The sequence below is a fragment of the Marivivens donghaensis genome, assembly GCF_011806565.1.
Taxonomy (GTDB): domain Bacteria; phylum Pseudomonadota; class Alphaproteobacteria; order Rhodobacterales; family Rhodobacteraceae; genus Marivivens; species Marivivens donghaensis_A.
Window position 1 is genome coordinate 57,911 of record NZ_JAATOP010000003.1, and the last position, 21,130, is coordinate 79,040.

Sequence of the window (21,130 nt, forward strand, 5' to 3'; positions counted from 1 at the left end):
AAACGACAATGTCGAAAAATCAAGCAAGCACCTTGTCTTCCCCGAAAACCGCCATTAGACGGGTCGACGGAGACGTGGCCGAGTGGTCGAAGGCGCTCCCCTGCTAAGGGAGTAGGCCCGGAAGGGTCTCGAGGGTTCGAATCCCTTCGTCTCCGCCACCCACCATTTTGGTTGATTGGCATACAGTGCTGTTCTACCCTCTAAGGTATTGAACTTACGCACCACCCCGCCTCGCTTCGATACTGATCGCCTCAATTCGCTTTTGCTCGGTGCTGTTCATTCCGTGGTATAAAACGAGGTATAGGCATGGCCTACAGCACCGGTCGGCTGACGAGGAATCTCGTCCGCTCGCTCGGTCCAGGCCGTCATGGTGACGGCAATGGACTCTACCTAATCGTTGATCCTTCCGGCGCACGACGTTGGATCGTGCGCGTGACCGTGAAGGGACAACGCAATCGCATGGGCAAGCCCCTGCGCACTGACTTCGGACTAGGCGGCGCTGATGTCGTCACGCTGAACGTCGCCAGAGATCGAGCTCTCGAGTATCGCAGGCTTGCACGGCAAGGGCTGAACCCCAAGTTCAACCAAGATGTCGTGGTACCGTGCTTCGAAGAAGTCGCCCGCACCGTTCACGTCGAGCGGCTCCCCACCTGGAAGAACCCCAAGCATGCCCAGCAGTGGATCAATACGCTGGCTGAGTATGCTTTCCCGAAGATAGGGAGGATGCCGGTTTCGGACATCGGGCAACCCGAAGTCCTGCAGGTGCTGTCCCCTATCTGGACCGTCAAGCACGAGACCGCTCGGCGCGTGGCGCAGCGGATGAAAGCTGTTCTCGATGTCGCCCGCTCACGGGGTCACCGTGAAGGCGAGAACCCCGTTACGGTCGTCATGGATGGGCGTGTCCTGCCTCGCGTCAAGGCCAAGGTGAAGCATCACAGCGCCATGCACTGGCGTGACGTGCCGCCCTTCTTTGCCGCGGTCACTCAACAGCCAGGTACTGCCGCCAAGGCTTTGGCAATGACCTGCTTGACCGGCTGCCGGACCAGTGAGGTTCTCCAGGCAACTTGGGAGGAGTTTGATTTCGAACAGCTCGTTTGGACGATTCCGGAGGATCGGACCAAGACCGGGGCTGAGCACCGGGTTCCCCTAACTGAGCAGATGATTGCAGTGGTGGAGCCACTGAAGGCGCTGCGGTCGGATTGCGTCTTCGAAGGGCAGAAGCGACACAAACCGCTATCCAACATGTCGATGCTCATGCTGCTGCGGCGCATGCAGACGGACAACATCACCGTCCACGGTTTCCGCTCGACGTTCAGGGACTGGGCTTCTGAAGAGGCAAATGCGCCTCGTGAGGTGGCAGAAATGAGCCTCGGCCACAAGGTCGGGAACGAAGTCGAGCGGGCATACGCCCGCTCAGACCTTCTCCAGAAACGACGTGAACTCATGGAAAGGTGGTGCTCCCATGTGGCCTCGCAGTGCTGAATATCTCTATCCGGGTCTTGATCCACGATTGTCTCACTTCAATGAAGACAACCCCGAATATTATTACATGAGGATGCTCGAGAGGATCGCGGACTGTCTGGAAACGTGGACATACATGGACCTCGACACGGATAGCCGACTGACACCAGGGGTGTTTCTGTTCAATTGGTTTGAAGACCCCCTTTTTTGCGACACTGGCAACGACTACGGGGTCGGTCATCTCGAGCAGGCACTGAAGAGGTGCCGGAAGGCGAAGAGGCTACTTAAAAAATCCATGACGTCCCGCCGGAGGGGCTCTATCGGGATGGCCGAGGATTACTTCGCGAAAGCGATCCTTGAGGTCATCGAACTCGAGCGGCCAGCGGCATTCGTCATCAATGACGCGATACAGAAGGGGCCCGCTGCGTTGGCCAAGGCTGTTGGCAACTTATGTGCAGCAGGCGAGGAATACCTGAGGCAGCAAAAATCACAGCCGGGAAACATTCGCGCACATCGAATTGCCGCGAGGCTGCGCGCGATCCTTGATTTCTACGAACGCGGCCGGTGGCCCTCAGGGGATGACACGGGTGATCGCGCCTATCGCTACCGAAGGTGTCTGGCCGAGATGTTCGAAGTTATCGGCCTTCAGGTGACTGCATCCTACTACGCTGAAAAAGCTCTTGCCCTCCCCGCGGACGACAAGGACATTCTGATGGTAGGCGATTTCCTCTCAAAGCACTGATAACAAAAGACTAACTCGAAAATACCGGGAGTTTTGACGATGCCGGACCGTGACGCGCGGTCCGGTTTCGCGCATCTTGGCTTCAGTTGAACCGCATGGAGTCAGTTATGGAACGAAAGTACTTCGACCCCGAACGTATCTACGATGACAATGACGTTGAGCTTGATCTGATCGCGCCCAAATCCAAACGCGCGCAGTGGCGCCACAAGGGAGTGGGCCCTGCCTATCTCTGCTTCGGACGCCGCATCAAGTATGATGGCCACGACCTGAATTCCTGGGTGAACAGTGTGCGGGTCTCGACCTCCGAAGCCGCCTAACACACAAAACCCCGCACGGGGCGGGGCCTTGCAAATCGATATCTGCACCATCTTTGTAAGCCTTTTCCGCCCTTCTTTTCAAGCTTGATGCAGCCGCTCTAGCGGCATTTCCGGCCCAACTACGTTGGAGCCGAACAGGAAAGGTTTGCCCGATGGCCAAGAAAGAATTTGCCATGCTGGACACGTCAATTCTCCACATGCGGGCGTTTCGTGACCTCACGAACTGCTCCGACCGGAACCTCTACTTTACTGCACATCTTAGTGCTCAGGCCGATTTCTGCGGGCTGTTCAGGTATCCGGTTTCGCTCATCGCAGATGAAACAAGGCTTCAGCCCGAGGACGTATTGAAATCCCTGGACAGACTCAGCCGTGCAGGTTTGCTCGAGTACGATCCACAAGCAGAGATCATCAGGATGTGCGGCTGGTTCAGGTCCGTGAATTGCCCCAAGAACGCCGACCACACCCGGCAGGTTGCACGCCATTTCCTGTCGGGTGAGCTGCCCGTGACCGACATGGCTCGCCGAACCGTTGCGGAATTCGTGATCGGGTGCCTGCTGCGGACGAAACGCTTCAAACGGTCAAGTAGCCATGGCGAACGTGTCGTCGAAGAGGTGCGCCGTTTCCTTGATGACGCATGGGAGATGTACGAGGACCTCTCACCGATACTTGAGGATCAATATCGCACCCACGGTGCGGCGGTTGTGTTCGAGTATGAGGATGTCATGCGGAAGCGCCGCCCAGCATGGCGTCAGTTGCCTCGGGCCACCGTGGCTGGGGGAAGCACACACGATGATGGCACGGTGACCTCACTGACCACCCACCCTGACCACAGGGTGGTGCCATATATAGAAAGAAATAAAGAAAGAGAAAAAGATGGCGGGGCCTTCCAGGCAAGACCTCTGCCAGAAACCATGAACAGCAAAATCTGCCAGGACCTTCGTGCGATGAATGCAAGGCGGTGTCCCGATGGCTGAGAAGCGTGCATTTAAAGGGAAAGCAAGGTCACCCACGTTTAACAACGTGGGACCTCGTGAGGGGGCGGCGCCCCCTTCAAACCCCGCTAGAGCCAGGACACCCAAATACGCGGAACCTTTGACCCACACTATCGCGTTCCGTTGCTCCGCCAGCGAGAAGGCAAGGCTGGATGCAGAAGCGGCCCGAGCGCGGCGTCCGCTGGCCGAGTTGCTTCGAGAACGCCTGCCGCTCGTCCACAGCGGCCATCGCAAAACGGTCCCGCCCGCCGATCCGAGGCTGCTAGTTGCCCTTTCGCGCCTCGGTGCCAATCTGAACCAGGTTGCCCGTGCGATAAACGCCGCGCGCAAAATGCGGGCCTTTCATCAGCTGGACATCATAGCCGTCTCCGCAGCCTTGGTCGCCATTGACCGTGAGCTCGAGGCGCTTCGCGAACTTGAGCAGCGGCGATGATGGTCAAGTTCTTCAAGCACGGTCGAGGCGACGCCGCGTCGGCGATCAACTACCTGCTGGCCGAACACGTAAAGGCCTACGACGACAATCGCGATCCCATCCTCGATGACCAAGGGCGTCCGACCTACGTGCGCCGTGATCCGCTTCCCGAAGTGATCGAAGGCAACCCTGCCCGGATGCAGGACCTCATCGACGCAGTGCCCCATCAATGGAGATACAAGTCCGGCGTCATCAGCTTCGCAGCAGAAGATGCTCCATCCGATGATCAGCAGCGCGAGATCATCGAGGCCTTCGAGGGCTTTGCGTGCCCAGGGCTCGATCCGGACCAATTTGAGATGCTGTGGGTGCGGCACACGCATGCCCACGGCGTCGAGCTCCACTTCCTGATGCCGAGGATCGAGCTTGGCAGCCAAAAGAGCCTCAACATCGCGCCGCCCGGTCATGAGAAAGGTTTCGGCGCTTTTGTCGATCTTCACAACAAGCGCAATCGGTGGGCCGATCCGCTAGACCCCGCTCGAGCCCGATCCACGAAGGCAGTCAGCGAAGCTCCTGAGAGGGCGGAGGCTCGGACCCAGCTACACGACTGGGTACTCGCGCAGATCGAGCTGGGGGTGATTTCCGATCGCAACACCATGATCGTGGCCTTGGCTGAAGTTGGCTTCGAGCTGCCGAAAAGGGCCGACGGCGCCCCCAAGAAGCTCCGCAAGAAGATGCTGACTGTAGTGGACCCGGAAAGCGGCGAAAGCTGGAAACTTCAAGGAGCGATTTTTCATGAAAACTGGACCGCAGAGCAAGCTCAACCCCAAGATTCAGGAGAACATGGAGAACCTTCTGGGTTCTCAGCTCGCCTTGCTGGATTCACATTTGAAGAGCTGGAACGACGAGTGGAGGAACACCGTCAGAAGCGCCTTCAGTACAATGTCGAGCGATATGGACCGGCTGAAACACAGCGTCGAACTGCGGATGCAGGACACCATGGGCCAAATCAATCAGACGACCGATCAAATCCGAACTCAGATCACCAGCTTGGAACAGCAATCTCGGAAGCTAAGCCACCTGATCGCAGGCAGGAGTCTGACGATATTTCTGTCGGGCGCAGCGCTGGCGACGCTGATGAGCTTGGCCGGGTCATTTCTGGCAGTGACGATGATGATCAATTCACAGCAGGTCACCGAACCGCGGGCACAACAAGTTCCCGCAGCGCTGCAGGGCAGCCGAACGCTACGGGGTGCGGGCGGCCTTGGCGAAGTAACGATGCTGCCCCCCACGGTGACTTTGGCTCGCTGCCCCATCGGCAATGGGAGTGGTCGCATCTGCATTCAGGACGAGGAGGACTAGATGACGCTGACAAACTTGGAGCGGGAGTTGCTGAGCTGCGTCGAAGAGCTCGGGAAAGGCGTCAGCGACTGCATGACCAGATTGGCCGAACAAGAAGATATGCTCGCGAAGTTGCAAAAGGACTTGCGCGCATCGTTGAGCGGCTTGGAAAGCTCATTGCAGGACGCGCCTTCCCTCGAAACGACGGAGGCCCAGCCAGAGAAGCCAGTCCGTGGGTTCCTCAGACGCAGCAAGTAGCATCGCCTCAGCGGCGCGAAGCTGCCGCGTCTTCACCGCCAACAGAGCGCAGGACAGGCCCGAGCAGATCGCCATAGTCGGCCCCTAGGGCGATGGTCCACTCGGCGAATTCGACGACGTCCAGGCGCCGCTCACCACCTTCCACTTTCGCGACAAACGACTGGGGTCGTTTCATGCGGTCTGCGAGTTGCTGCTGGGTCATTCCAGCGGCCTTGCGGGCATCCGTCAGTGCGTCAAGCAGCGCTAGATGCCCCGGTGTTCTGAGACTACGCGCCAATCGCCGCTCTCCAAAAGGGTCATACCCTTGTCGCGTAATCCTGTTTTGGTATTATCCCATTACGGGATATTTGGAGATGTTGAGATGAATTCAGTTCTGTCCAGTTCTTGTCGCGTGTCGTCGATAGCGCTTTCCGCCATCGTGCCATTTTGTGCCGCGAGCGGGTCGGCTACCGCCGAAAACTTGCATGCGGTCGGCGGCATCGAGGCGCGGCCTTACCCTTACAAGCTCCTCGGCCTGCGACCGGGTGATCCGGTCGATGACCTGGCTGCACTTTTCGCTGAGCGGTCGCAGGCAGCGCCGACACAGACAGAGCGCCGCCTGCGCATTCAGTCGCCACAGGGAAAGGCGTTTGACCTACGCTATGAAGCGACCCGCGAGATCGGCGATGTCGGCATGCAGGGGCGTCTTTCCAACGCGCAGCAAGACCACATCACGGCGTTCCTGGCCACTGAAGCCTTCGGAAAACGTCCATTGGCACTCTTCCGGGTGCTGAAGGCACCGACTGAGAAGGCCCCTGAGCCTGCCGCGCTGAGAGCTCAGATGGAAGAGCTTTACGGGCAACCATCCATGGTGGAGATGCAGGGGCAGTCGATGACCCTCCTCTACGCTTGGGGAACCGATGGCTTCATCACGGACCTCGGCGGCCAGCCGGTGCAGACATTCGTTGAGGACCTTGGCGGCAATCGTACCAGCGAGCGCCAATTTCGCACCTGCGCAGCTGGTGGACCGTTCAACGCCTCCGTCGAGTACGCCTTCAAGTCGCCGCGCGTCGCCGAAGATGCGATCATGCCGGACTGCGTCGCGACCTATGAGATCACGTATCAGGGCGGCCCGGAGATCAGCACCATCAAGTTCGCGCTGAAGGACTACGAGCTGGCGCGCTTGCACCAAGCAGAGGCGGATCGCCAGATCATGGAAGCGCTCTCATCCCCCACCTCGAAACTGGATATGGACCTATGACTCGCATGGCAGACTGGGCAGAGCCCATCCAAGTGGAACACATGTACCGCGAGCTCTTCGGCAGCACTCTGATGCTAGTGGACCAAGCCCGGTGGGAGGATGGCTCCCCCGGAACGGCTGCAGAGACTATGCAGAAATTCTTGCAGGCCATGCTCCCCATACACCAGCACTGTGAGGTCTTCACCGAGGTCGAGGTGGATGAGGCGGCGATGCGGATCACATTCACCGATGAAGCACGAGGAAAGGTCTTCCGCGTGTCGGCACGTCCCGATGGCCTTTGGAACCTTCACGTCCGTAAGCCGGGGCTGCAGTCAGATGAGCTTGGGTTGGTTCAGGACGTCGTCTTGCTCAAGCTGCTCGCCTACGATTGCGGACCAGCGGGAGACGTCCCCCTCGGGGAAATTTTCGAATGACGCTTTACGCCCCAACCGTGTCAATGGCGCGCAGAACAAAGGAGCCAAGTAATGCGCTATATCAACGGAGTAGACTTGCTGACGGCACTCGACGAAGCAGAAGCCGGCCCCGAACCAGATGACCTTCAAGGCGCCCCGATCATCGAAAATTGGTTCCTGATCTGGCGCGACGGTGATGTCGTGCGCGCCGACGGTGACGTGCACGGCCACCCGACGATTGACGATCCTTGGGTCACGACCTCGCCAGTGCTCGGATACGACTATGACTTCGACAGGGAAGAAGGCTGGCTGCGCTCAATCTCGCGCTGGTATCGCCTTGGGCGGCTGAGGGAGGTGCCGGTCAACTCGACCAGCCCTGACCAAGCGCGTCGTGACGCTTTGTCCGCTGCAAAGCGCCACATCGCGCGGCAGCGGTCGGACTGGCGTGACCAATATGGACCTTCGCGCTAAAGGCGAAGCACCCGGCCCGGCCCTACGGCCCGTCGTGATGCGAGCGGGCCGAGCCAGGCGCATCGCCCCCTCGACCGAAATCGCCCGCCACAAGGCAGGGGAGGAAGAGGGGGCAGCCGCCATAGGCGGCTCCTGTGGCCTCAGCCTTCAACACCAGCACTTGCTATGAGCTGGTTCAGGCAACACTCCGCTACGGATATCGCATTCTCCTTTACGACGTCACTGTACTGGAGTTGCCTCAATGCAATAGCGTATGCAGTCGCCCACAGCTCTTCCGATGACCCGGAGTTTCGCAGCGCCCACTCTCGGCATGCTCGTATAAAGCTTGGAAACGGACAGTTCTCCAGATAGAGATCCAAATCACACCAATTCTCTAAATTTTTTGCGCTAGGCCATTTTTCCCTAAGAGGTGTGGAATCTTTATGGAAAAGCACACTGAGCTCAAGCATTATTCCGTCTGCGCAGGCACATTCATTCTGAGCCTCGGCATAATCAATTATATGGAACCCCCCACCGTCACCCACTAAAATATTGGCGCCATGGAGATCACGATGCTGAATGCACTCTCTCGAGGCTACCGTGATAGCCTCTCCATCCTCCATGTTAAGCTGCTCGGTATACTTTTCGATTCCTTGAATTTTTGAGTTGCCGATGTATCTTTGCCTGATCTGCCGCACGCTTCTATTGAAATTTATAGCAGAATTGATCCATGGCTCTTGAGCAGCCTCGATGCCAACCACAATAGCGCAAGCCACATCAACATCGGTTTCAACAGTCTCGAATAGAGTTCGAGTATCTGCTCCAGCTATCGAATAGAAAGCACCACTCCAAGCACCTGCGCCTGCATCGATAACCTCAGTGCCATTGGGGACGCAGTGGCCTTTGAGTTTTGTGAAATAATCACGATGTTTAATTTGTTCAGTTTGTATCTCTTTGCTGGGCCCGATCTTCGCCACGCACACATCGATAGGAACTCCGTAAGCATTCAGAAGCTCGACTTTGTGGACGCTCGCCCCAGAGAGCCCATCAGTAAATGGTACTGCACGCACTGAAACTCCACCCCTTAAATTGGCAAAAATTCGTAGTACGCGCTCTTCTTCTGGTCTCGCAGGAGAATTCCTTTTTTCAATGGTTACGGGAATTCCGTCAATGGACCCAATTCTCTGGGCCATCTCCTCGATCTCCTTCCTTAGGAGATGCACCTTTATTTTCTCTTGCCCTTGGTAGTGCGGAACGGTTTTCCCAATGCCGCAAGCACGCGAAGGTCTCGCGTAATTCATTAGGTCGCTGGCAAGTCCGGTATCCCAATATCCACTCAGGAAACGCACCGGGATTCCCGGAGAATTTGCTTCGATATAGAGAAACAAACTCCAGCCGTGCTCCTTGCTGGCCTCTAGAGCGCGATCACCGGACGGCGCAATCTCCCTATCTAGAATTATCAGATCATAAAAATCCGCCTCAAGACGGGCAATGGCGTCATTCTGTGAGGTTACAGTATCTATTTCGCAGTTGGGAATAGTTAGCAGCGATTTCTCGAGGGTTTTGGAAAACGATACATCATCTTCAACAAGAAGAATTCTCATGGATTACAGTCTCTTTACCCAAGAAATCTCAAATCTCACACCCCTCTCGCGAGGCGTCAGAGTGATCGTACCCCCAAGGGAATCTATTGCCCTTTTGCTTATGGTGAGCCCCATGCCCAAATGGTCCACCTTTGAGGTTTTTCCCATCTCAAAAGCGCGGAGTGTATTTCCAGAGAAACCTACTCCATGATCCACTATTGATACCCAGTAGCTTTTCTCAGTCTCGCCCCAAGACACGAGCACGTCCGGCTTCTTTTCCACATCCAGGCTAGCTGTGGCCTCGACAGCATTCTTAATCCCGTTTCGTATAGCGAGCGACAAGAGGCCTGGGTCCCCATACGCAATGCAGGGACGCTTGCCAGCATCTGAAATTTTACAAGGCAGAACGTCTCCAGCGGTAACGATGAAGTCTTCTCGCACTGCTAATATGCAGTCCGAAATCACCCCATCTAGGTGAAACTCTTTCAGTTCGGGTGAACTAGCAGCCTCGCGAAGGCGAGAGAGAGCAGTCATAAAAAGCCCGATTCTCTCCAGCTTCTGAAACGTTTCAGAGAGTTCGAAGTTGTCGATCTCAGTTTCGGCCGTCAATCTCAGCGCTCCGATGAGAGGCTCGATCTCATGAAGAACCTGCTTTGTGGTCGCTTCCAAGGCCTCCGCGAAGAGCTCTTCCGGTAAGCTTTCTGTGGTCTCGCCTGTTAGATTATCGGCTTGTCGCGCCCCCAGATCGGGCAGTTCAGGTTCGATCCGAAAGATTGCCCGCTTTATTGCATTTTCAATCCAAGTGACCTTTTCTTGGGATAGCGCAAGTTTTAGCTGGGCTAGCTCAGACTGAGTTGCGTTTTCAGAAAAGTATCGAGCAGATTCGAGGCGCTCACTTGGGATGCTTGATCTCAGCATCTCTAGGTACCTAGCTCTACTTTCAGTCATTTGAATTATTCTCAGAGTAGAACCTTGCCCTTAAGTCAAATGCCTCTCTGCCGCCCTCCATGATAGACGTAATTGACGATACAATCGCGGGAGAGAATACTGCACCAGCAGATTCCACAAAGCAGCGGCGCCCATCAGATTCCATAGATTTAACCGTTACCGCTTCGCCTATTACGGGAATGTTAGGGTTGTGAGTTGCGACTATGGTCTGGGCGGAATGAGACCTGGCCTTAATGCTTCGAACAAGAGTATTTACAACGAATGCGTTGTCTAGATGATCCTCTGGCTGATCCAAGACGATTGTTCTTTCAGCATGCTGCAGGATAATAGGCAGTATCGCGGTGCACCGCTGCCCCATCGAGAGAAAGTCGATTCCCTTATAGTCGGTATTGTCAAGCAATTCGATGTTGACATCGTCATCTACGTCCACAACAAAAAGCTCCGCTCCTTCGGGCTCAGATAGTGCCTGGCAAAGGCGCCAAGCTCGCTCGCCATTGATGCCTAATTGGTTTGAAACAAACTCTATGTCCATTGCTTCCGCGGCCGAGGCCAGTTCAGGTGGGCTGAACGTCGAGATGATCTTCGGAATAAGCTCGTTATATCTTATTCCTGATCCACGCAGGGCATTTAGGAGTGCACTCTCATATTCGTCCGTTTGAGAAAAGGGCAGCAACTGGACGCGTATGTTGGGACCTAGCATGTCAGTGAGGTGATCTGCTATTTCCGTGCGAGTCTCTGATCGAGCCGAAATTTGATCTTCGAGCTCCCGCAGTAGAACGGCTCGTTTTTGTGCCAGTGAATTCGCGCGAGCGATGCGATCCTCGGTGAGTTCTACGACAGACCGCAAAACGGAAATCTGTTGTGCTAACTCAGATTTACGCCGATCAATTTCGCTCGCTCCTTGCTGCTTGGATTCGATGCGCTGACGTATAGATCGAGCATGGTTCTCGAGAAGGACTCGTCTCTCGCGCGCAAAGCCGAGATTTTCTACTGCGGCGGTACGTGTTTCTTCTACTTTTGACAGCGCTGCCGATATTAATTTCTGCGCGGATTCAAGATGATTTCTTGTAAATTCTTTGAAATCATTCTCATTAGCTTCGGTGGGGAATGTGCCTATGCTTGGCACACTTTGCGCCAACTTTTCGACGGCTTCAATCCAATCTCTCGCGTCTTCGATATAGCGTTCGTAGCCATCAATTTTTACCCTACTTGAAGTAAGGCTGGGCGTGAGGGCGGAAAGCTCCTCTCGTTCCGATATCAATTCCAGGTGCAGTTGACTGTGCTCTTCAGCTTCTTGATTGAGCTTCTTAAGCCGTTTTTCTACTTCTTCTATATCTTCAGTTCTCTCCTCCAGAGAGCGAATTTCAGCCTGCAACTCACGAATTTCGCTTGTGACTGAAGTAATTTGGGAGCGCAGATAGTTCAGATTCCGTCGTTGATCGAAGTTGTCCTCTAGAAAACCATCAAGGAGCCTCAAGCGTGATTTCGCTCTCAGCCCAACAGTTTCGATTTCAGCTTGGGAGAAAATGAACGGACTGAGATACTCTCCGTTACGCTCGGGAGTATCGTCATTTGCCGTGCGTGAGACTGTTATAGTGCTGTGCTCATTCTGAAGCTCAAGCGTGACTTTGCCATCGCCTAAGATCCCGAGAGCATGTTCTCTTGCGGCGCGAGCGGCAGAGTCACTGTACGGGGCAGCATCCAAACAGAACCTGATCAGTTCTATCACGGAACTTTTGCCAGTGCCCCGTGCTCCGATGATAACGTTCAGTCCCTCCGAGAAAGACTGACGATAACCATCGAGGATGCCACCTTCGACGGTGATATTAGAGATCCACAACTTTGCTGTCCTCAAACTTCGGCTTTTTCGTTCAGTTATAGTAGTTTTGCTTCACTTCGGGCCAAAGGTCTAGGCTCAGGACTCATAACCAGAACATCACAGTTGCGGCGAGAGCGACGGCGGAGAGGAAGACCTTCGGGCACCTGTCGTAGCGGGTCGCCACGCGTCGCCAGTCCTTGAGCCTGCCGAACATGATCTCGATCCGGTTGCGGCGTTTGTAGCGGCGCTTGTCGTATTTGATGGGGGTCCTGCGCGCCTTGCGGCCTGGAATACAGGCCCTGATCCCCTTGTCCTGCAAGGCTTCGCGGAACCAATCGGCATCATAGCCTCGGTCAGCAAGTAGCCACTGCGCAGCTGGCAGACCGCCCAGAAGGGCTGCCGCGCCAGTGTAATCACTAACCTGACCGGCAGACATGAAGAACCTGATCGGGCGTCCCTTCGTGTCGGTCACCGCGTGGAGCTTGGTGTTCATCCCACCCTTGGTGCGACCAATCAGGCGTCCGCATCCCCCTTTTTACTCCGCAGGCTTGAGGCCGTGCGGTGTGCTTTCAGGTAGGTCGCATCGATCATGATAGTCGTCGGCTCCACCGCTTCGGCCGCCAGCCCCTCGAATATTCGGGCGAACACCCCCATCTCGCTCCAACGCTTCCAGCGGTTGTAGAGCGTCTTGGCTGGACCGTATTCCTTCGGTGCATCGCTCCAGCGTAACCCATTGCGGTTGATGAAGATTATCCCGCTCAGAACACGACGATCATCGACCCGTGGGCGGCCATGGCTCTTCGGAAAGAACGGCTCGAGCCGTGCCATCTGCTCGTCGCTCAGCCAGAAAAGATTGCTCACCACACCCTCCTATAGTTGGAGAGCGTGAATCACGCCGCCAGTAGCGCCGCAAGCCGATTAATGGGTCCTGAGCCTAGGCTCTGTAGATCGGCACACCGACGTGCAGACGACGAGGAGTTTCGCCAACACTTTTAGGCGCAACCTTCGTGACGCAGACTTGTCTTAGTTGTGGTAGGTAGTGTGGTATGATGGCGAGATTAAAAGTGGAAAGGATACAAAAACAGTTACTTAACACCATACATCGAATCCCTTCGTCTCCGCCATTTCACGAAATTGATGCTTCTTCGACAGCCATCGATTTCGTGTGGCGCTTTTCCTGACCGTTTCGATTTCGAAACGCCCAGCCTTGCCTCGGTTCCGTTGTCGCGCATAGCTTGGCGGCAAATCGGAGGGGCAGGATGACAACCATAAATATCATTGGTGCCGGGCGCGTCGGAGCGACTTTCTTGCGACTTTTAGGGCAGCTGGATGGTGTTCAAATTGGTGCTGTGGCGAGCGGTAGCCTTGCCAATGCTCAAGCGGCAGTGGCTGCTGGTGGCGCGGGGCGGGCGGTTGAACTGACCGATGCGTCGCCTGCTGACATCTGGCTGATCACCGTGCCGGATGACTGTATTTCCGACATCGCCGCGCAGATCACCGCGCCGCCTGCAATTGCGGTTCATTGCAGCGGGTTCAAGTCTTCGGATGCGCTCAACTCTCTCGCGGACAAGGGCTGGAAAACGGCGAGTTGCCATCCGGTGCGCAGCTTTGCCGACCCTGACGCTGCTGCGAATGCCTTTGCGGGGACCTATTGCGCAATCGAGGGGACGGCCGCGGCCGAGGTTTCTGACCTGATCCGGCGCATCGGGGGCGTGCCATTCGATTTGTTGCCGGAGAAGAAGGCGATCTACCACGCGGCGGCGGTGTTCTCGAACAACTTTACGACCGTGATCCAGCAGATCGCGCTGGACGCGTGGCGCGAAGCGGGCGTCGATCCGGACACGGCAAAGTCGCTCTGCGCGTCGCTTCTGACCGCCACGGCAGAGAACGTCGCTTTGCTCGGCCCGCAGCAGGCACTGACCGGACCCGCGGCGCGAGGCGACATGCAGGTGCTGACGGAGCAGCAGGCCGCGCTGGCCGCATGGGAGCCGCGCTATGCCAAACTCTACGAGGACTTCAGCGCGATGGCGCGGTCGCTCAAGGCGACCGGCTCGCTCTAGTTCGCACGCGTCAGGCGAAGGCCGGTTCTTTGCGTTCCGGCCAGATTTCCAGAATGCCTGCTGTCAGCACCAAAACGCCGCCAAGGATTTCCTGCGCCGCGGGCATCTCTCCGGCAAATATGGCGGCAGAGATCGTGCCCGCGATGACTTCGGTCATCAGCAGGATGCCGACGCGTGCTGGTTCGAGCCTTGCCGTCGCCCACATCAGGCCCGACAGCGACGCGCCCCACCATAGGCCCCCCGCGAGGATTGCGGTGCCGATCACGGGGGCGATGTTCAGGCCGCTGAAATCGGGCGCGCCGGACACCAAAGCAAACAACAGCGACGTACCCGCCGCTCCGCAGGCAAAGACGAACGCGGCGGGGAACGGTTTCACGGACGGGCGGTACTTCATGCCTGTCGTCGCCACTGCCCACATCATGCCCGAGATCAGCGCCATCCATTCGCCCCAGCTGCGCGGGTAGGGAATGGTGCCGTCCGCGCTGAGAAATATGCCGAGGCCGGCGATGCCGGCAATGATCGCGAGGAGTCGCGTGAGGGTAGTTTCTTCGCCAAAGAGGAAGCGGGCGATCAGAGTGCTCCAGACGGGCGTGAGGAAATAGAGCAGGATGATGATCGCGACGCGGCCGTCCACGAGGCTGATCGAATACATCGCGAATGCCGCCCCGCCGAACAGCAGCGATGCGAGCGCCCAGAAGTCCGCACGGCATAGCTCTGCCGCGTGGTGCATGGCGAAAGGCAGCAGGATGATCGCCGCCGCGAAGGTGATCGCCAGAGTGCCCCATGCGCCCAGCAGCCCCAGTCCGTCCATCGCGCGGACGGGCATCCAATAGAGGCCCCAGAGCACGCCGGTAAGGGTAACGATGACTGTCGCGAGCCTGATGGTCTTGGCCTGATCCATGACTGCCTCCGATGCTTGAATTCCTTGATCTATCTGGTCGAGGCAGCTTCCGAATTCAAAGCATTTGATTTTGGTTCAAAGGTTAGTCTAGCTTCCCTTTATGTCTGACTGGATGCCTTCTCTGTCAGCCCTGCGCGCCTTTGACGCCACCGTGCGTCACCTCAACTTTGTCCGCGCGGCGGAAGAGTTGAGCGTGACCCCCTCTGCGGTGAAGCAGCTGGTGCGGAAACTGGAAGACAGCCTTGGGCAGCCCTTGGTCGAGCGGGACGTGCGCGGTCTGCGCCTGACAGCTGCCGGAGAGGCCGGCGCGCGCAGGATCAGCGAAGCGTATCGGATACAAGTTTATAGGGGGGAGTTATGCGAAGATTGCATAGATTTATCCTAGTCACAATTGCGATTATATTTGATATTATAATCGGTGTGGCTGAACCAAACCCAGCTGTATTAGCCAGTACAGATGTAGTTGGAACAAATAAATCATGTGTGCTTTTTTTCCGGAAAAGCCAAGAAGACTTTATATATAGAAGTGGAAATTGCTCTCAAACAACTGAGATCTCCATTGTAGAGGGCGCAAGTGACCTGGGTTTCCTAAATGAGGGGGAAGCTCGCTTAAGTGTGTCAAGTTGGTCAGTGAGGGCAGACCAAAGCTCACAAGTTCTCGATAAATACTTGATGGCAGTTACTCAATGCCAAGCTGTGCTTTGCAAGACGATAGTGAGCATAGAGGCATCTTTGGCTCGAGAAGATAAAATTTTCTCGGTTCTTGATCTCGATATTTCGGCTCATGATGAGCCGGTGGAATTCCCTGAAAAAGACGCAGAGCTAGCAGCAGAAGTGCTATGCAGCCCGATGGGTGGTATACTCATCATATCACGCGAAAACATTGCCGGTGAGCGATATACATCCCTATCGATTGCGCCAGTCGATTCTGAAATTTGCAATAAACTTGTAGCCGAGAGGTAGTAATAGCTGGTTTGAAAATAGAATTAACCGGGCGGAAACGCGGCAATGGATGGGGTGGGAGCAATGGCTCGGCAAGCTTGGCGTCACAGGCATCGACAGCCGCCGCGGTCCCCGTTTCAGCGATTATTACCAAGCGGTGCAGGCCGCCATCGCGGGGCAGGGCGTGCTGCTGGGAAGCCGTCTGGTGATGAAGGATCTGATCACATCAAGCCTGCTGGTGACTCCGTTCCCCGAAGGCGTTCAGACGGACCTTGGCTATGATGTCATCGCCTCGCGCGGAGCGGCCGAACGGCCCGAAGTGCTGGCCTTCATCCACTGGATCGCGGGACAGGCGCTGACATAAAGCGCTTCGCGCATCCTGTCGTGCGAGCGTCCTGTACCCTTGGAGAATGGGAAGCGCATTTGCCTGCGGCATCATGTCTCTACCCAGAGGAGGACCCGTCATGCCCGCAGGTACCATCGAATTACTCGCCGATTTTGTCCGTGATCACTACTGGTTCGCATCCGCCACCGAGAATGAAAGCACGGACACTGACGCCTACGATCCGCGTAATTTCAATCTGACGTCGAGCGGAACCTACGCCAAGGACGGGGTTATTACCTATAACTTCGATGGCGACATGACCGGCGACTGGGATCACAACATCGAAGTTGTGCTCCAGATGTACGGCGAAATCCTCGGGGTCGAGTTTCAGGAGGTCAGCCGTGCCAACGCCGATCTGAGGTTCTTCGAGGATCAGGATCGCGGCGGTTGGGGGAATACCTACAACATCTCGGGCGGCATCTATGAATATGGCGAGGTTCACCTCGATCCATACCGCGAAACGAAGCCGGGAAGTAATTACTGGTTCCTTCTCCATGAAATCGGCCACTCGCTCGGGCTTGGGCACTCGATGCCGCAGAACGGCAGTACTGTCTGGGACGGGTTCGAAAACTGGGACTAGGACAACGACAATATCATGCTGACCGTGATGACCTACACGCTTCAGGACGAGAGCGATTTTGTCGATTTCAACGGAGCCCACGCCAATTCGCTGATGGCGTCCGACTTCTTTGCGCTGGAAGAGATGTTCGGCTCGCAGCTCAAGGACGACGGCACGGCTTATGGACCTTCTCAGGCGTTCGGCGAAGATACGACGTGGGGCTTCAACACCACGATCACGACCGACCGCGTGTGGCTTTATGCGGTGATGACCGACCGGCTGCTGACGAACGTCTACTGCATCTATGACGGTGGTGGCCGCGATCATCTCGATATGTCGGGCTACAGCGACGACCAGACCATCGACCTCATCATCAATGAAAAGGATCAGCAGGCGCCGTCTACATGTCGGTCGGTGGGGTGGAGGGCAATCTGACGCTCGCCGTCGGCACGATCATCGAAAACGCTACGGGCGGCGATGGCGCTGACTTTATCAAGGGCAACTACGTCGGCAACTCTCTGACCGGCCAGCGCGGCGAGGATACGCTTTCGGGCGAGGGCGGCAACGACCAGCTCTACGGCGGCCTCGGGAAGGACGTGCTCTACGGCGGAACGGGTCGCGATGACCTCCTCGGCGGTATGCACAACGACTACATCTACGGCGGCGCGTACCATGACACCATGACACCATGTACGGCGACGACGGCGATGATGTTCTCTATGGCGACGACGGCAACGATATCCTCATGGGCGGCGATGGCGCAGATGTTCTGGTAGGCGGCGAGGGGCACAACACGCTCTATGGCGGCGCAGGTGACGATATCTATTGCATCGAGCACAAACTCGACGTCGTGACGGATGCCGAAGATGGCGGTGATGACACAGTCTATTCTAAGTTCAGTTTCTCGCTGAGCTTCACCTACATCGAAGACCTGTACCTGTCCGGCAAGAAGGATGTGAACTGCTACGGCAGCAGCTTCGACAACTTGATCGCCGGCAATAAAGGCAAGAACCAGCTTTTCGGTAACGCGGGCGAGAACAACCTCATCGGCATGGGCGGCAAGGACAAGCTCTACGGCGGGGCTGACGACGACACGCTGAGCGGTGGCGGTGACCGTGACAAACTGTTCGGCGGCACGGGGGACGACTACTACATCCTCGCCGATACCAAGGATAAGCTGATCGATCAGGATAACGGCGGCACCGATACGGTACTGAGCTATGTCGACATTTCGCTGCTCGACACGCGCAAATATCGCAACCTCGAAAACATCACGCTCGGGGGCTCCGAGGATCTGGATGCGACCGGTAATGACGCGAACAACACGATCAACGGTAACTCTGGTGTGAACGTTCTGAAAGGCGAGGCTGGCGACGACGCACTCAGCGGCAATGGGGGCAATGACATGCTCTACGGCGGGGTGGACAATGACTCGCTGTTTGGCAATGCGGGTATCGACACACTCTATGGCGGCGATGGAAACGACGTGCTGCATGGCGGGGAAGCCGCCGACACGCTGTTCGGCGGCGCGGGTGACGACACCTACTACGTGACCGATGCCGAGGATATCGTCGACGAACGCGTGGACGGTGTGGATGCGGGCGGCACCGACACTGTCTACACGGACGTGTCCTTCAGCCTGCTCAGTGACGTTGGAGGCACGGTCGAAAACCTCATGCTTGAGGGCCGTGAACACATCAACGGAACGGGCAATAGCGCGGACAACACCATCGTCGGCAATGACGCCTACAACACGCTGACTGGCAACGGCGGCGGCGACCGGATCATCGGCGGCGCCGACAGGGATGAGCTCTACGCGGGCAACGACAAAGTGGCCGATACATTCGTTTACACCAAAACCTCTGACTCTGCGTATGTAATCGGATTGACCACGTCCGACCGCATCTACGAGTTCGAGTCCGGCGAGGACAAAATCGACCTCAGCGCAATCGACGCCAACACCGCGACGAAGCAGAACGAGGCGTTCGACTGGGGCAATGTGGTGTTCGGAACGGACGATCACACTAACGCGGTCTGGACCAGTTCGACGAGCGGCAACACCTACGTCTATGCCGATACAAACGGTGACAGCACTGCCGATCTGGCCATCGTGGTCTGGGGTGTTCAATCGCTCAGCGAAAGCGACTTCATCCTCTGATTTCGGACGTAAGGGAACCCTAACGGCGTCTGGGTGCTTCTCTCTGTAACAAGTGAGAGGTTTCCAGATGTCCGAACGTGCCCCGTCATGGGTCGAACCAGTTATGCGCACCGGCTACACGGCGCGCGGTATTGTCTACATTCTAACAGGTGTTCTTGCCCTTCTCGCCGCGTGGCGAGGCGGTCAGGCAGAGGATCAGTCCGGCGCGATGCAGACGCTGCTGGATGAGCCCTTCGGTCGCCCGATGCTATGGGCTATCGCGCTCGGCCTGTTCTGTTACGCCATCTGGCGCATCATCTGTTCGGTCATGGACCTCGAAGACAGCGGCACGGACGCCAAGGGCCTCATCGGTCGCAGCGCCCAGATGGCCAGCGGCCTGATCAACGGCGCGCTGGGCGTGTCGGTTGCCAGCATCGCCATGGGCGGCGGTAGCAGCGGTGACAGCGGCAAGGAGTCGATGGTGTCCAAGCTGCTCTCCATGCCTTTCGGTCAGTGGCTCGTCGGTATCGTCGGTCTGATCGTTGTCTGCGCGGGCGCTTATCACATCTACAAAGGCTACAAGGAAAAGTACCGCGAACACCTGCGTTGGACCCCGTGGCTGGAAAAACTCTCGCAGCCCGCACGTTTCGGCGTCATGGCCCACGGCGTAGTCATCGTGATGTTCGGCGTGTTCTTCATCTTTGCCGCGATCAATGCCGACCCGAACCAAGCGGGTGGCCTCCAGCAGGCGTTTGAAGTCGTGCGCGGCGCTGCATTCGGCCGTATCCTTCTGGGCGCACTGGCGCTGGGTATGATCGGCTTTGGTCTTTATTGCTGGGTCGAAGCGACCTGCCGCATTCTGCCGACCCGTCCGCACGACGGTGTGCAGACGATGGCGCAGAAACTGCGTAACAAAGCCAACGAGGCGACGGCTTAACGGCTGGGAAGGGTGAGGATGACCGGTCCGCGATCGGTCGCCACCACCGTATGTTCGTACTGAACACAAGGGGCGGTTGGCTCGCTGTAAAGCGTCCAGCCGTCTTCGCCGTCTTCGGCATAGTGACCGCCGGTGGACAGGAACGGCTCGACCGTCAGGACCATGCCTTTGGTGATGCGGCGCTTGTCGCGGGTGGGCCACGTCGCGATCTCTTCGGGATATTCATGCAATGACCGCCCGACGCCGTGACTGGCGAGGTTGCGGATCAGCGTATAGCCGCCCCGTCTCGCAAACCGCCCGATCGCATTGCCGATCCCGCCCAGCGGCTTGTTGACCAACACTTGAGCAATCCCGATCTCCATCGCGCGGCGACCATCTTTGCACAGCTTGTCATGCTCGGTCTTCAGCGGCGCCACGCGGAACGACGCGCCCGTGTCCCCGAAGAACTCGTTTTTCGATGCCGAGACGTCGATGTTGATCATGTCGCCGGGCGCGATGATGCGATCACTGGGGACGCCATGGGCAATCTCTTCGTTGATGCTGATGCAGGTCGCGCCGGGGAATTCGTACTCGGACTCGGGAGCGGACACGGCGCCTTCCTTCTCCAGCAGCGCACGCCCGATGTCGTCCAATTCGCGCGTGGTCATGCCCGCCTCGACGGACTCCGACATGGTCTTCAGCGTGTCCGCCACGATCTGTCCGATGTGCTTCAGCGCGTCGAGTTCGTCTTGCTGGGTAATGGTCATGCGCGTGTCCTTTCAGTCGAGCCGCGACCCTACGCGCATTTCCATCAGGCCACCATTTCTAAAGCGCCCCGTCCGCTGGAGGGCCGCTCAACTTTCCGGCAGCCAGCGTTCTTCGGTCGCGGAGAGCTTGTAGGACATCGGGGATTTGAACTGCTCTATCTCGATCAGCAACCCCAAGGCGTCCGCCCGAACACCCCGCGATTGCCCGCGCCGTCCTCGGGCGCACCGAGGTCATAGGGCTCGGAAATTAACTCTACGCCCGACCTGTGACGCGGGCATCGGTCCGCCGTTGGTGTCGGTCTGGGAAAACAGGGTCTCCACCCCGAAGGCCGCATCAAAGAACGCGATGGCCCTGTCATGGTCGGGGACGGTGGTGCCGATATGTTCGATGCCGTTGATGGAGGACATGGGACGGACCTTTCTGAAGTGCCTGTCCCCATGCACCTAGCCCTCGATACGAAATGAACAGCCGCACCTGAACGGAGCGGCTGTTCATATGTGAATACAGCGC

Annotated in this window: 28 protein-coding genes and 1 tRNA gene; 20 read left to right on the top strand and 9 right to left on the bottom strand. The window is 57.1% G+C overall.

Translation table 11 applies throughout. The annotated features are described in order from the left end of the window. Positions 1-68 precede the first annotated feature (68 nt). The 6 genes from HCZ30_RS05540 (at position 69) to HCZ30_RS16865 (ending at position 3,945) form a co-directional block, all read left to right on the top strand. A tRNA-Ser gene (locus HCZ30_RS05540) sits at positions 69-158 on the top strand. Positions 159-306: 148 nt separating this feature from the next. Continuing rightward, positions 307-1,482 (top strand): tyrosine-type recombinase/integrase, encoded by a 1,176-nt coding sequence (locus tag HCZ30_RS05545; protein WP_167637253.1) that lies wholly within the window; start codon positions 307-309, stop codon positions 1,480-1,482. A gap of 115 nt (positions 1,483-1,597) precedes the next feature. Next, the gene (locus tag HCZ30_RS05550) at positions 1,598-2,203 is read left to right on the top strand and encodes a hypothetical protein (protein ID WP_167637257.1); all 606 of its coding nucleotides are present in this window, start codon (positions 1,598-1,600) and stop codon (positions 2,201-2,203) included. 107 nt (positions 2,204-2,310) lie between these two features. Next, complete coding sequence (locus tag HCZ30_RS05555; RefSeq protein ID WP_167637259.1) at positions 2,311-2,520, top strand: MerR family transcriptional regulator; 210 nt, start codon at positions 2,311-2,313, stop codon at positions 2,518-2,520. Between the two features lie 152 nt (positions 2,521-2,672). After that, positions 2,673-3,494: a hypothetical protein gene (locus tag HCZ30_RS05560; protein WP_167637261.1), complete on the top strand. Its 822-nt coding sequence runs from the start codon at positions 2,673-2,675 to the stop codon at positions 3,492-3,494. Continuing rightward, positions 3,487-3,945 carry a plasmid mobilization protein gene (locus HCZ30_RS16865; protein WP_167637263.1) on the top strand — a complete coding sequence of 153 codons (459 nt, stop codon included), beginning with the start codon at positions 3,487-3,489 and terminating at the stop codon, positions 3,943-3,945. Before HCZ30_RS05560 ends, HCZ30_RS16865 begins: the two co-directional genes overlap by 8 nt. Here the strand turns inward: HCZ30_RS16865 and HCZ30_RS05570 are convergent. Continuing rightward, a complete protein-coding gene (locus HCZ30_RS05570; RefSeq protein WP_167637265.1) occupies positions 3,858-4,421 on the bottom strand; it encodes a hypothetical protein in 564 nt (187 codons plus the stop codon). The genes HCZ30_RS16865 and HCZ30_RS05570 overlap by 88 nt on opposite strands. Positions 4,422-4,716: 295 nt before the next feature. Between HCZ30_RS05570 and HCZ30_RS05575 the strand changes: the two genes are divergently transcribed. Beyond that, positions 4,717-5,283 (top strand): hypothetical protein, encoded by a 567-nt coding sequence (locus HCZ30_RS05575; protein WP_167637267.1) that lies wholly within the window; start codon positions 4,717-4,719, stop codon positions 5,281-5,283. Then, positions 5,284-5,520, top strand: a complete 237-nt coding sequence (locus HCZ30_RS05580; protein ID WP_167637269.1) for a hypothetical protein — start codon at positions 5,284-5,286, stop codon at positions 5,518-5,520. Between the two features lie 7 nt (positions 5,521-5,527). On the opposite strand, the gene HCZ30_RS05585 is transcribed toward HCZ30_RS05580, so the two are convergent. Then, entirely contained in the window at positions 5,528-5,797 is a 270-nt protein-coding gene (locus HCZ30_RS05585) for a helix-turn-helix domain-containing protein (protein ID WP_167637271.1), read from the bottom strand. An 84-nt stretch (positions 5,798-5,881) separates the two neighbouring features. Here HCZ30_RS05585 and HCZ30_RS05590 point away from each other — a divergent pair, with 84 nt between their 5' ends. From HCZ30_RS05590 to HCZ30_RS05600, 3 genes are read left to right on the top strand one after another with little or no spacing between them, the layout of a single operon-like run. Beyond that, positions 5,882-6,760 carry a hypothetical protein gene (locus tag HCZ30_RS05590; protein ID WP_167637273.1) on the top strand — a complete coding sequence of 293 codons (879 nt, stop codon included), beginning with the start codon at positions 5,882-5,884 and terminating at the stop codon, positions 6,758-6,760. 41 nt (positions 6,761-6,801) lie between these two features. Continuing rightward, on the top strand, positions 6,802-7,173 hold the full coding sequence (locus tag HCZ30_RS05595) for a hypothetical protein (RefSeq protein WP_167637275.1): 372 nt from the start codon (positions 6,802-6,804) through the stop codon (positions 7,171-7,173). Between the two features lie 51 nt (positions 7,174-7,224). Next, positions 7,225-7,623 carry a DUF6634 family protein gene (locus HCZ30_RS05600; RefSeq protein ID WP_167637277.1) on the top strand — a complete coding sequence of 133 codons (399 nt, stop codon included), beginning with the start codon at positions 7,225-7,227 and terminating at the stop codon, positions 7,621-7,623. Between the two features lie 140 nt (positions 7,624-7,763). Here the strand turns inward: HCZ30_RS05600 and HCZ30_RS05605 are convergent, their stop codons facing one another. The 4 genes from HCZ30_RS05605 to HCZ30_RS05620 all read right to left on the bottom strand — a co-directional run bounded on the left by HCZ30_RS05605 (position 7,764) and on the right by HCZ30_RS05620 (position 12,813). Further along, on the bottom strand, positions 7,764-9,206 hold the full coding sequence (locus tag HCZ30_RS05605) for a response regulator (RefSeq protein ID WP_167637279.1): 1,443 nt from the start codon (positions 9,204-9,206) through the stop codon (positions 7,764-7,766). A gap of 3 nt (positions 9,207-9,209) precedes the next feature. Beyond that, positions 9,210-10,133 (bottom strand): sensor histidine kinase, encoded by a 924-nt coding sequence (locus HCZ30_RS05610; protein ID WP_167637281.1) that lies wholly within the window; start codon positions 10,131-10,133, stop codon positions 9,210-9,212. Then, positions 10,126-11,973 (bottom strand): AAA family ATPase, encoded by a 1,848-nt coding sequence (locus HCZ30_RS05615; protein ID WP_167637283.1) that lies wholly within the window; start codon positions 11,971-11,973, stop codon positions 10,126-10,128. The genes HCZ30_RS05610 and HCZ30_RS05615 overlap by 8 nt, the downstream gene beginning before the upstream one ends. A gap of 82 nt (positions 11,974-12,055) precedes the next feature. Continuing rightward, a protein-coding gene (locus HCZ30_RS05620; RefSeq protein ID WP_167637285.1) for an IS5 family transposase occupies positions 12,056-12,813 on the bottom strand; the annotation gives its coding sequence in 2 pieces (ribosomal slippage) (positions 12,056-12,477 and positions 12,477-12,813; 759 coding nt in all). A 446-nt stretch (positions 12,814-13,259) separates the two neighbouring features. Between HCZ30_RS05620 and HCZ30_RS05625 the strand changes: the two genes are divergently transcribed. Next, on the top strand, positions 13,260-14,012 hold the full coding sequence (locus HCZ30_RS05625) for a Rossmann-like and DUF2520 domain-containing protein (protein WP_246212627.1): 753 nt from the start codon (positions 13,260-13,262) through the stop codon (positions 14,010-14,012). Between the two features lie 10 nt (positions 14,013-14,022). Here the strand turns inward: HCZ30_RS05625 and HCZ30_RS05630 are convergent, their stop codons facing one another. Next, on the bottom strand, positions 14,023-14,913 hold the full coding sequence (locus HCZ30_RS05630) for a DMT family transporter (RefSeq protein ID WP_167637289.1): 891 nt from the start codon (positions 14,911-14,913) through the stop codon (positions 14,023-14,025). Positions 14,914-15,025: 112 nt separating this feature from the next. Between HCZ30_RS05630 and HCZ30_RS05635 the strand changes: the two genes are divergently transcribed. The 8 genes from HCZ30_RS05635 to HCZ30_RS05670 all read left to right on the top strand — a co-directional run bounded on the left by HCZ30_RS05635 (position 15,026) and on the right by HCZ30_RS05670 (position 19,873). Continuing rightward, positions 15,026-15,298, top strand: coding sequence for a LysR family transcriptional regulator (locus tag HCZ30_RS05635; RefSeq protein ID WP_217703034.1), 273 nt, complete (start codon positions 15,026-15,028; stop codon positions 15,296-15,298). Next, entirely contained in the window at positions 15,280-15,876 is a 597-nt protein-coding gene (locus tag HCZ30_RS05640) for a hypothetical protein (RefSeq protein ID WP_217703030.1), read from the top strand. Before HCZ30_RS05635 ends, HCZ30_RS05640 begins: the two co-directional genes overlap by 19 nt. 49 nt (positions 15,877-15,925) lie before the next feature. After that, a complete protein-coding gene (locus tag HCZ30_RS05645) occupies positions 15,926-16,219 on the top strand; it encodes a LysR substrate-binding domain-containing protein (RefSeq protein WP_167637293.1) in 294 nt (97 codons plus the stop codon). A gap of 100 nt (positions 16,220-16,319) precedes the next feature. Further along, positions 16,320-16,820, top strand: coding sequence for a hypothetical protein (locus HCZ30_RS05650; protein WP_167637295.1), 501 nt, complete (start codon positions 16,320-16,322; stop codon positions 16,818-16,820). 15 nt (positions 16,821-16,835) lie between these two features. Continuing rightward, positions 16,836-17,234, top strand: coding sequence for a M10 family metallopeptidase C-terminal domain-containing protein (locus tag HCZ30_RS05655; protein WP_167637296.1), 399 nt, complete (start codon positions 16,836-16,838; stop codon positions 17,232-17,234). Then, positions 17,204-17,575: a M10 family metallopeptidase C-terminal domain-containing protein gene (locus tag HCZ30_RS05660; RefSeq protein ID WP_167637299.1), complete on the top strand. Its 372-nt coding sequence runs from the start codon at positions 17,204-17,206 to the stop codon at positions 17,573-17,575. Before HCZ30_RS05655 ends, HCZ30_RS05660 begins: the two co-directional genes overlap by 31 nt. Then, on the top strand, positions 17,488-18,957 hold the full coding sequence (locus HCZ30_RS05665) for a calcium-binding protein (protein ID WP_167637301.1): 1,470 nt from the start codon (positions 17,488-17,490) through the stop codon (positions 18,955-18,957). Before HCZ30_RS05660 ends, HCZ30_RS05665 begins: the two co-directional genes overlap by 88 nt. Positions 18,958-19,024: 67 nt before the next feature. After that, positions 19,025-19,873 carry a DUF1206 domain-containing protein gene (locus HCZ30_RS05670; RefSeq protein WP_167637303.1) on the top strand — a complete coding sequence of 283 codons (849 nt, stop codon included), beginning with the start codon at positions 19,025-19,027 and terminating at the stop codon, positions 19,871-19,873. Here HCZ30_RS05670 and map read toward each other — a convergent pair. Both map and HCZ30_RS05680 read right to left on the bottom strand, forming a co-directional pair. Beyond that, positions 19,870-20,619: a type I methionyl aminopeptidase gene (gene map, locus HCZ30_RS05675; RefSeq protein ID WP_167637305.1), complete on the bottom strand. Its 750-nt coding sequence runs from the start codon at positions 20,617-20,619 to the stop codon at positions 19,870-19,872. The genes HCZ30_RS05670 and map overlap by 4 nt on opposite strands. A gap of 231 nt (positions 20,620-20,850) precedes the next feature. Beyond that, a complete protein-coding gene (locus tag HCZ30_RS05680; protein ID WP_167637307.1) occupies positions 20,851-21,027 on the bottom strand; it encodes a hypothetical protein in 177 nt (58 codons plus the stop codon). Positions 21,028-21,130: the final 103 nt, after the last annotated feature.

What these genes read in the sequence shown, in the direction of transcription:
- HCZ30_RS05545 (WP_167637253.1), top strand. Translation starts at nt 307, where the DNA reads ATGGCCTACAGCACCGGTCGGCTGACGAGGAATCTCGTCCGCTCGCTC.
- HCZ30_RS05550 (WP_167637257.1), top strand. Translation starts at nt 1,598, where the DNA reads ATGGACCTCGACACGGATAGCCGACTGACACCAGGGGTGTTTCTGTTC.
- HCZ30_RS05555 (WP_167637259.1), top strand. Translation starts at nt 2,311, where the DNA reads ATGGAACGAAAGTACTTCGACCCCGAACGTATCTACGATGACAATGAC.
- HCZ30_RS05560 (WP_167637261.1), top strand. Translation starts at nt 2,673, where the DNA reads ATGGCCAAGAAAGAATTTGCCATGCTGGACACGTCAATTCTCCACATG.
- HCZ30_RS16865 (WP_167637263.1), top strand. Translation starts at nt 3,487, where the DNA reads ATGGCTGAGAAGCGTGCATTTAAAGGGAAAGCAAGGTCACCCACGTTT.
- HCZ30_RS05575 (WP_167637267.1), top strand. Translation starts at nt 4,717, where the DNA reads ATGAAAACTGGACCGCAGAGCAAGCTCAACCCCAAGATTCAGGAGAAC.
- HCZ30_RS05580 (WP_167637269.1), top strand. Translation starts at nt 5,284, where the DNA reads ATGACGCTGACAAACTTGGAGCGGGAGTTGCTGAGCTGCGTCGAAGAG.
- HCZ30_RS05590 (WP_167637273.1), top strand. Translation starts at nt 5,882, where the DNA reads ATGAATTCAGTTCTGTCCAGTTCTTGTCGCGTGTCGTCGATAGCGCTT.
- HCZ30_RS05595 (WP_167637275.1), top strand. Translation starts at nt 6,802, where the DNA reads ATGTACCGCGAGCTCTTCGGCAGCACTCTGATGCTAGTGGACCAAGCC.
- HCZ30_RS05600 (WP_167637277.1), top strand. Translation starts at nt 7,225, where the DNA reads ATGCGCTATATCAACGGAGTAGACTTGCTGACGGCACTCGACGAAGCA.
- HCZ30_RS05605 (WP_167637279.1), bottom strand. Translation starts at nt 9,206, where the DNA reads ATGAGAATTCTTCTTGTTGAAGATGATGTATCGTTTTCCAAAACCCTC.
- HCZ30_RS05610 (WP_167637281.1), bottom strand. Translation starts at nt 10,133, where the DNA reads ATGACTGAAAGTAGAGCTAGGTACCTAGAGATGCTGAGATCAAGCATC.
- HCZ30_RS05630 (WP_167637289.1), bottom strand. Translation starts at nt 14,913, where the DNA reads ATGGATCAGGCCAAGACCATCAGGCTCGCGACAGTCATCGTTACCCTT.
- HCZ30_RS05635 (WP_217703034.1), top strand. Translation starts at nt 15,026, where the DNA reads ATGCCTTCTCTGTCAGCCCTGCGCGCCTTTGACGCCACCGTGCGTCAC.
- HCZ30_RS05645 (WP_167637293.1), top strand. Translation starts at nt 15,926, where the DNA reads ATGGGGTGGGAGCAATGGCTCGGCAAGCTTGGCGTCACAGGCATCGAC.
- HCZ30_RS05650 (WP_167637295.1), top strand. Translation starts at nt 16,320, where the DNA reads ATGCCCGCAGGTACCATCGAATTACTCGCCGATTTTGTCCGTGATCAC.
- HCZ30_RS05655 (WP_167637296.1), top strand. Translation starts at nt 16,836, where the DNA reads ATGCTGACCGTGATGACCTACACGCTTCAGGACGAGAGCGATTTTGTC.
- HCZ30_RS05660 (WP_167637299.1), top strand. Translation starts at nt 17,204, where the DNA reads ATGTCGGTCGGTGGGGTGGAGGGCAATCTGACGCTCGCCGTCGGCACG.
- HCZ30_RS05665 (WP_167637301.1), top strand. Translation starts at nt 17,488, where the DNA reads ATGTACGGCGACGACGGCGATGATGTTCTCTATGGCGACGACGGCAAC.
- HCZ30_RS05670 (WP_167637303.1), top strand. Translation starts at nt 19,025, where the DNA reads ATGTCCGAACGTGCCCCGTCATGGGTCGAACCAGTTATGCGCACCGGC.
- map (WP_167637305.1), bottom strand. Translation starts at nt 20,619, where the DNA reads ATGACCATTACCCAGCAAGACGAACTCGACGCGCTGAAGCACATCGGA.
- HCZ30_RS05680 (WP_167637307.1), bottom strand. Translation starts at nt 21,027, where the DNA reads ATGTCCTCCATCAACGGCATCGAACATATCGGCACCACCGTCCCCGAC.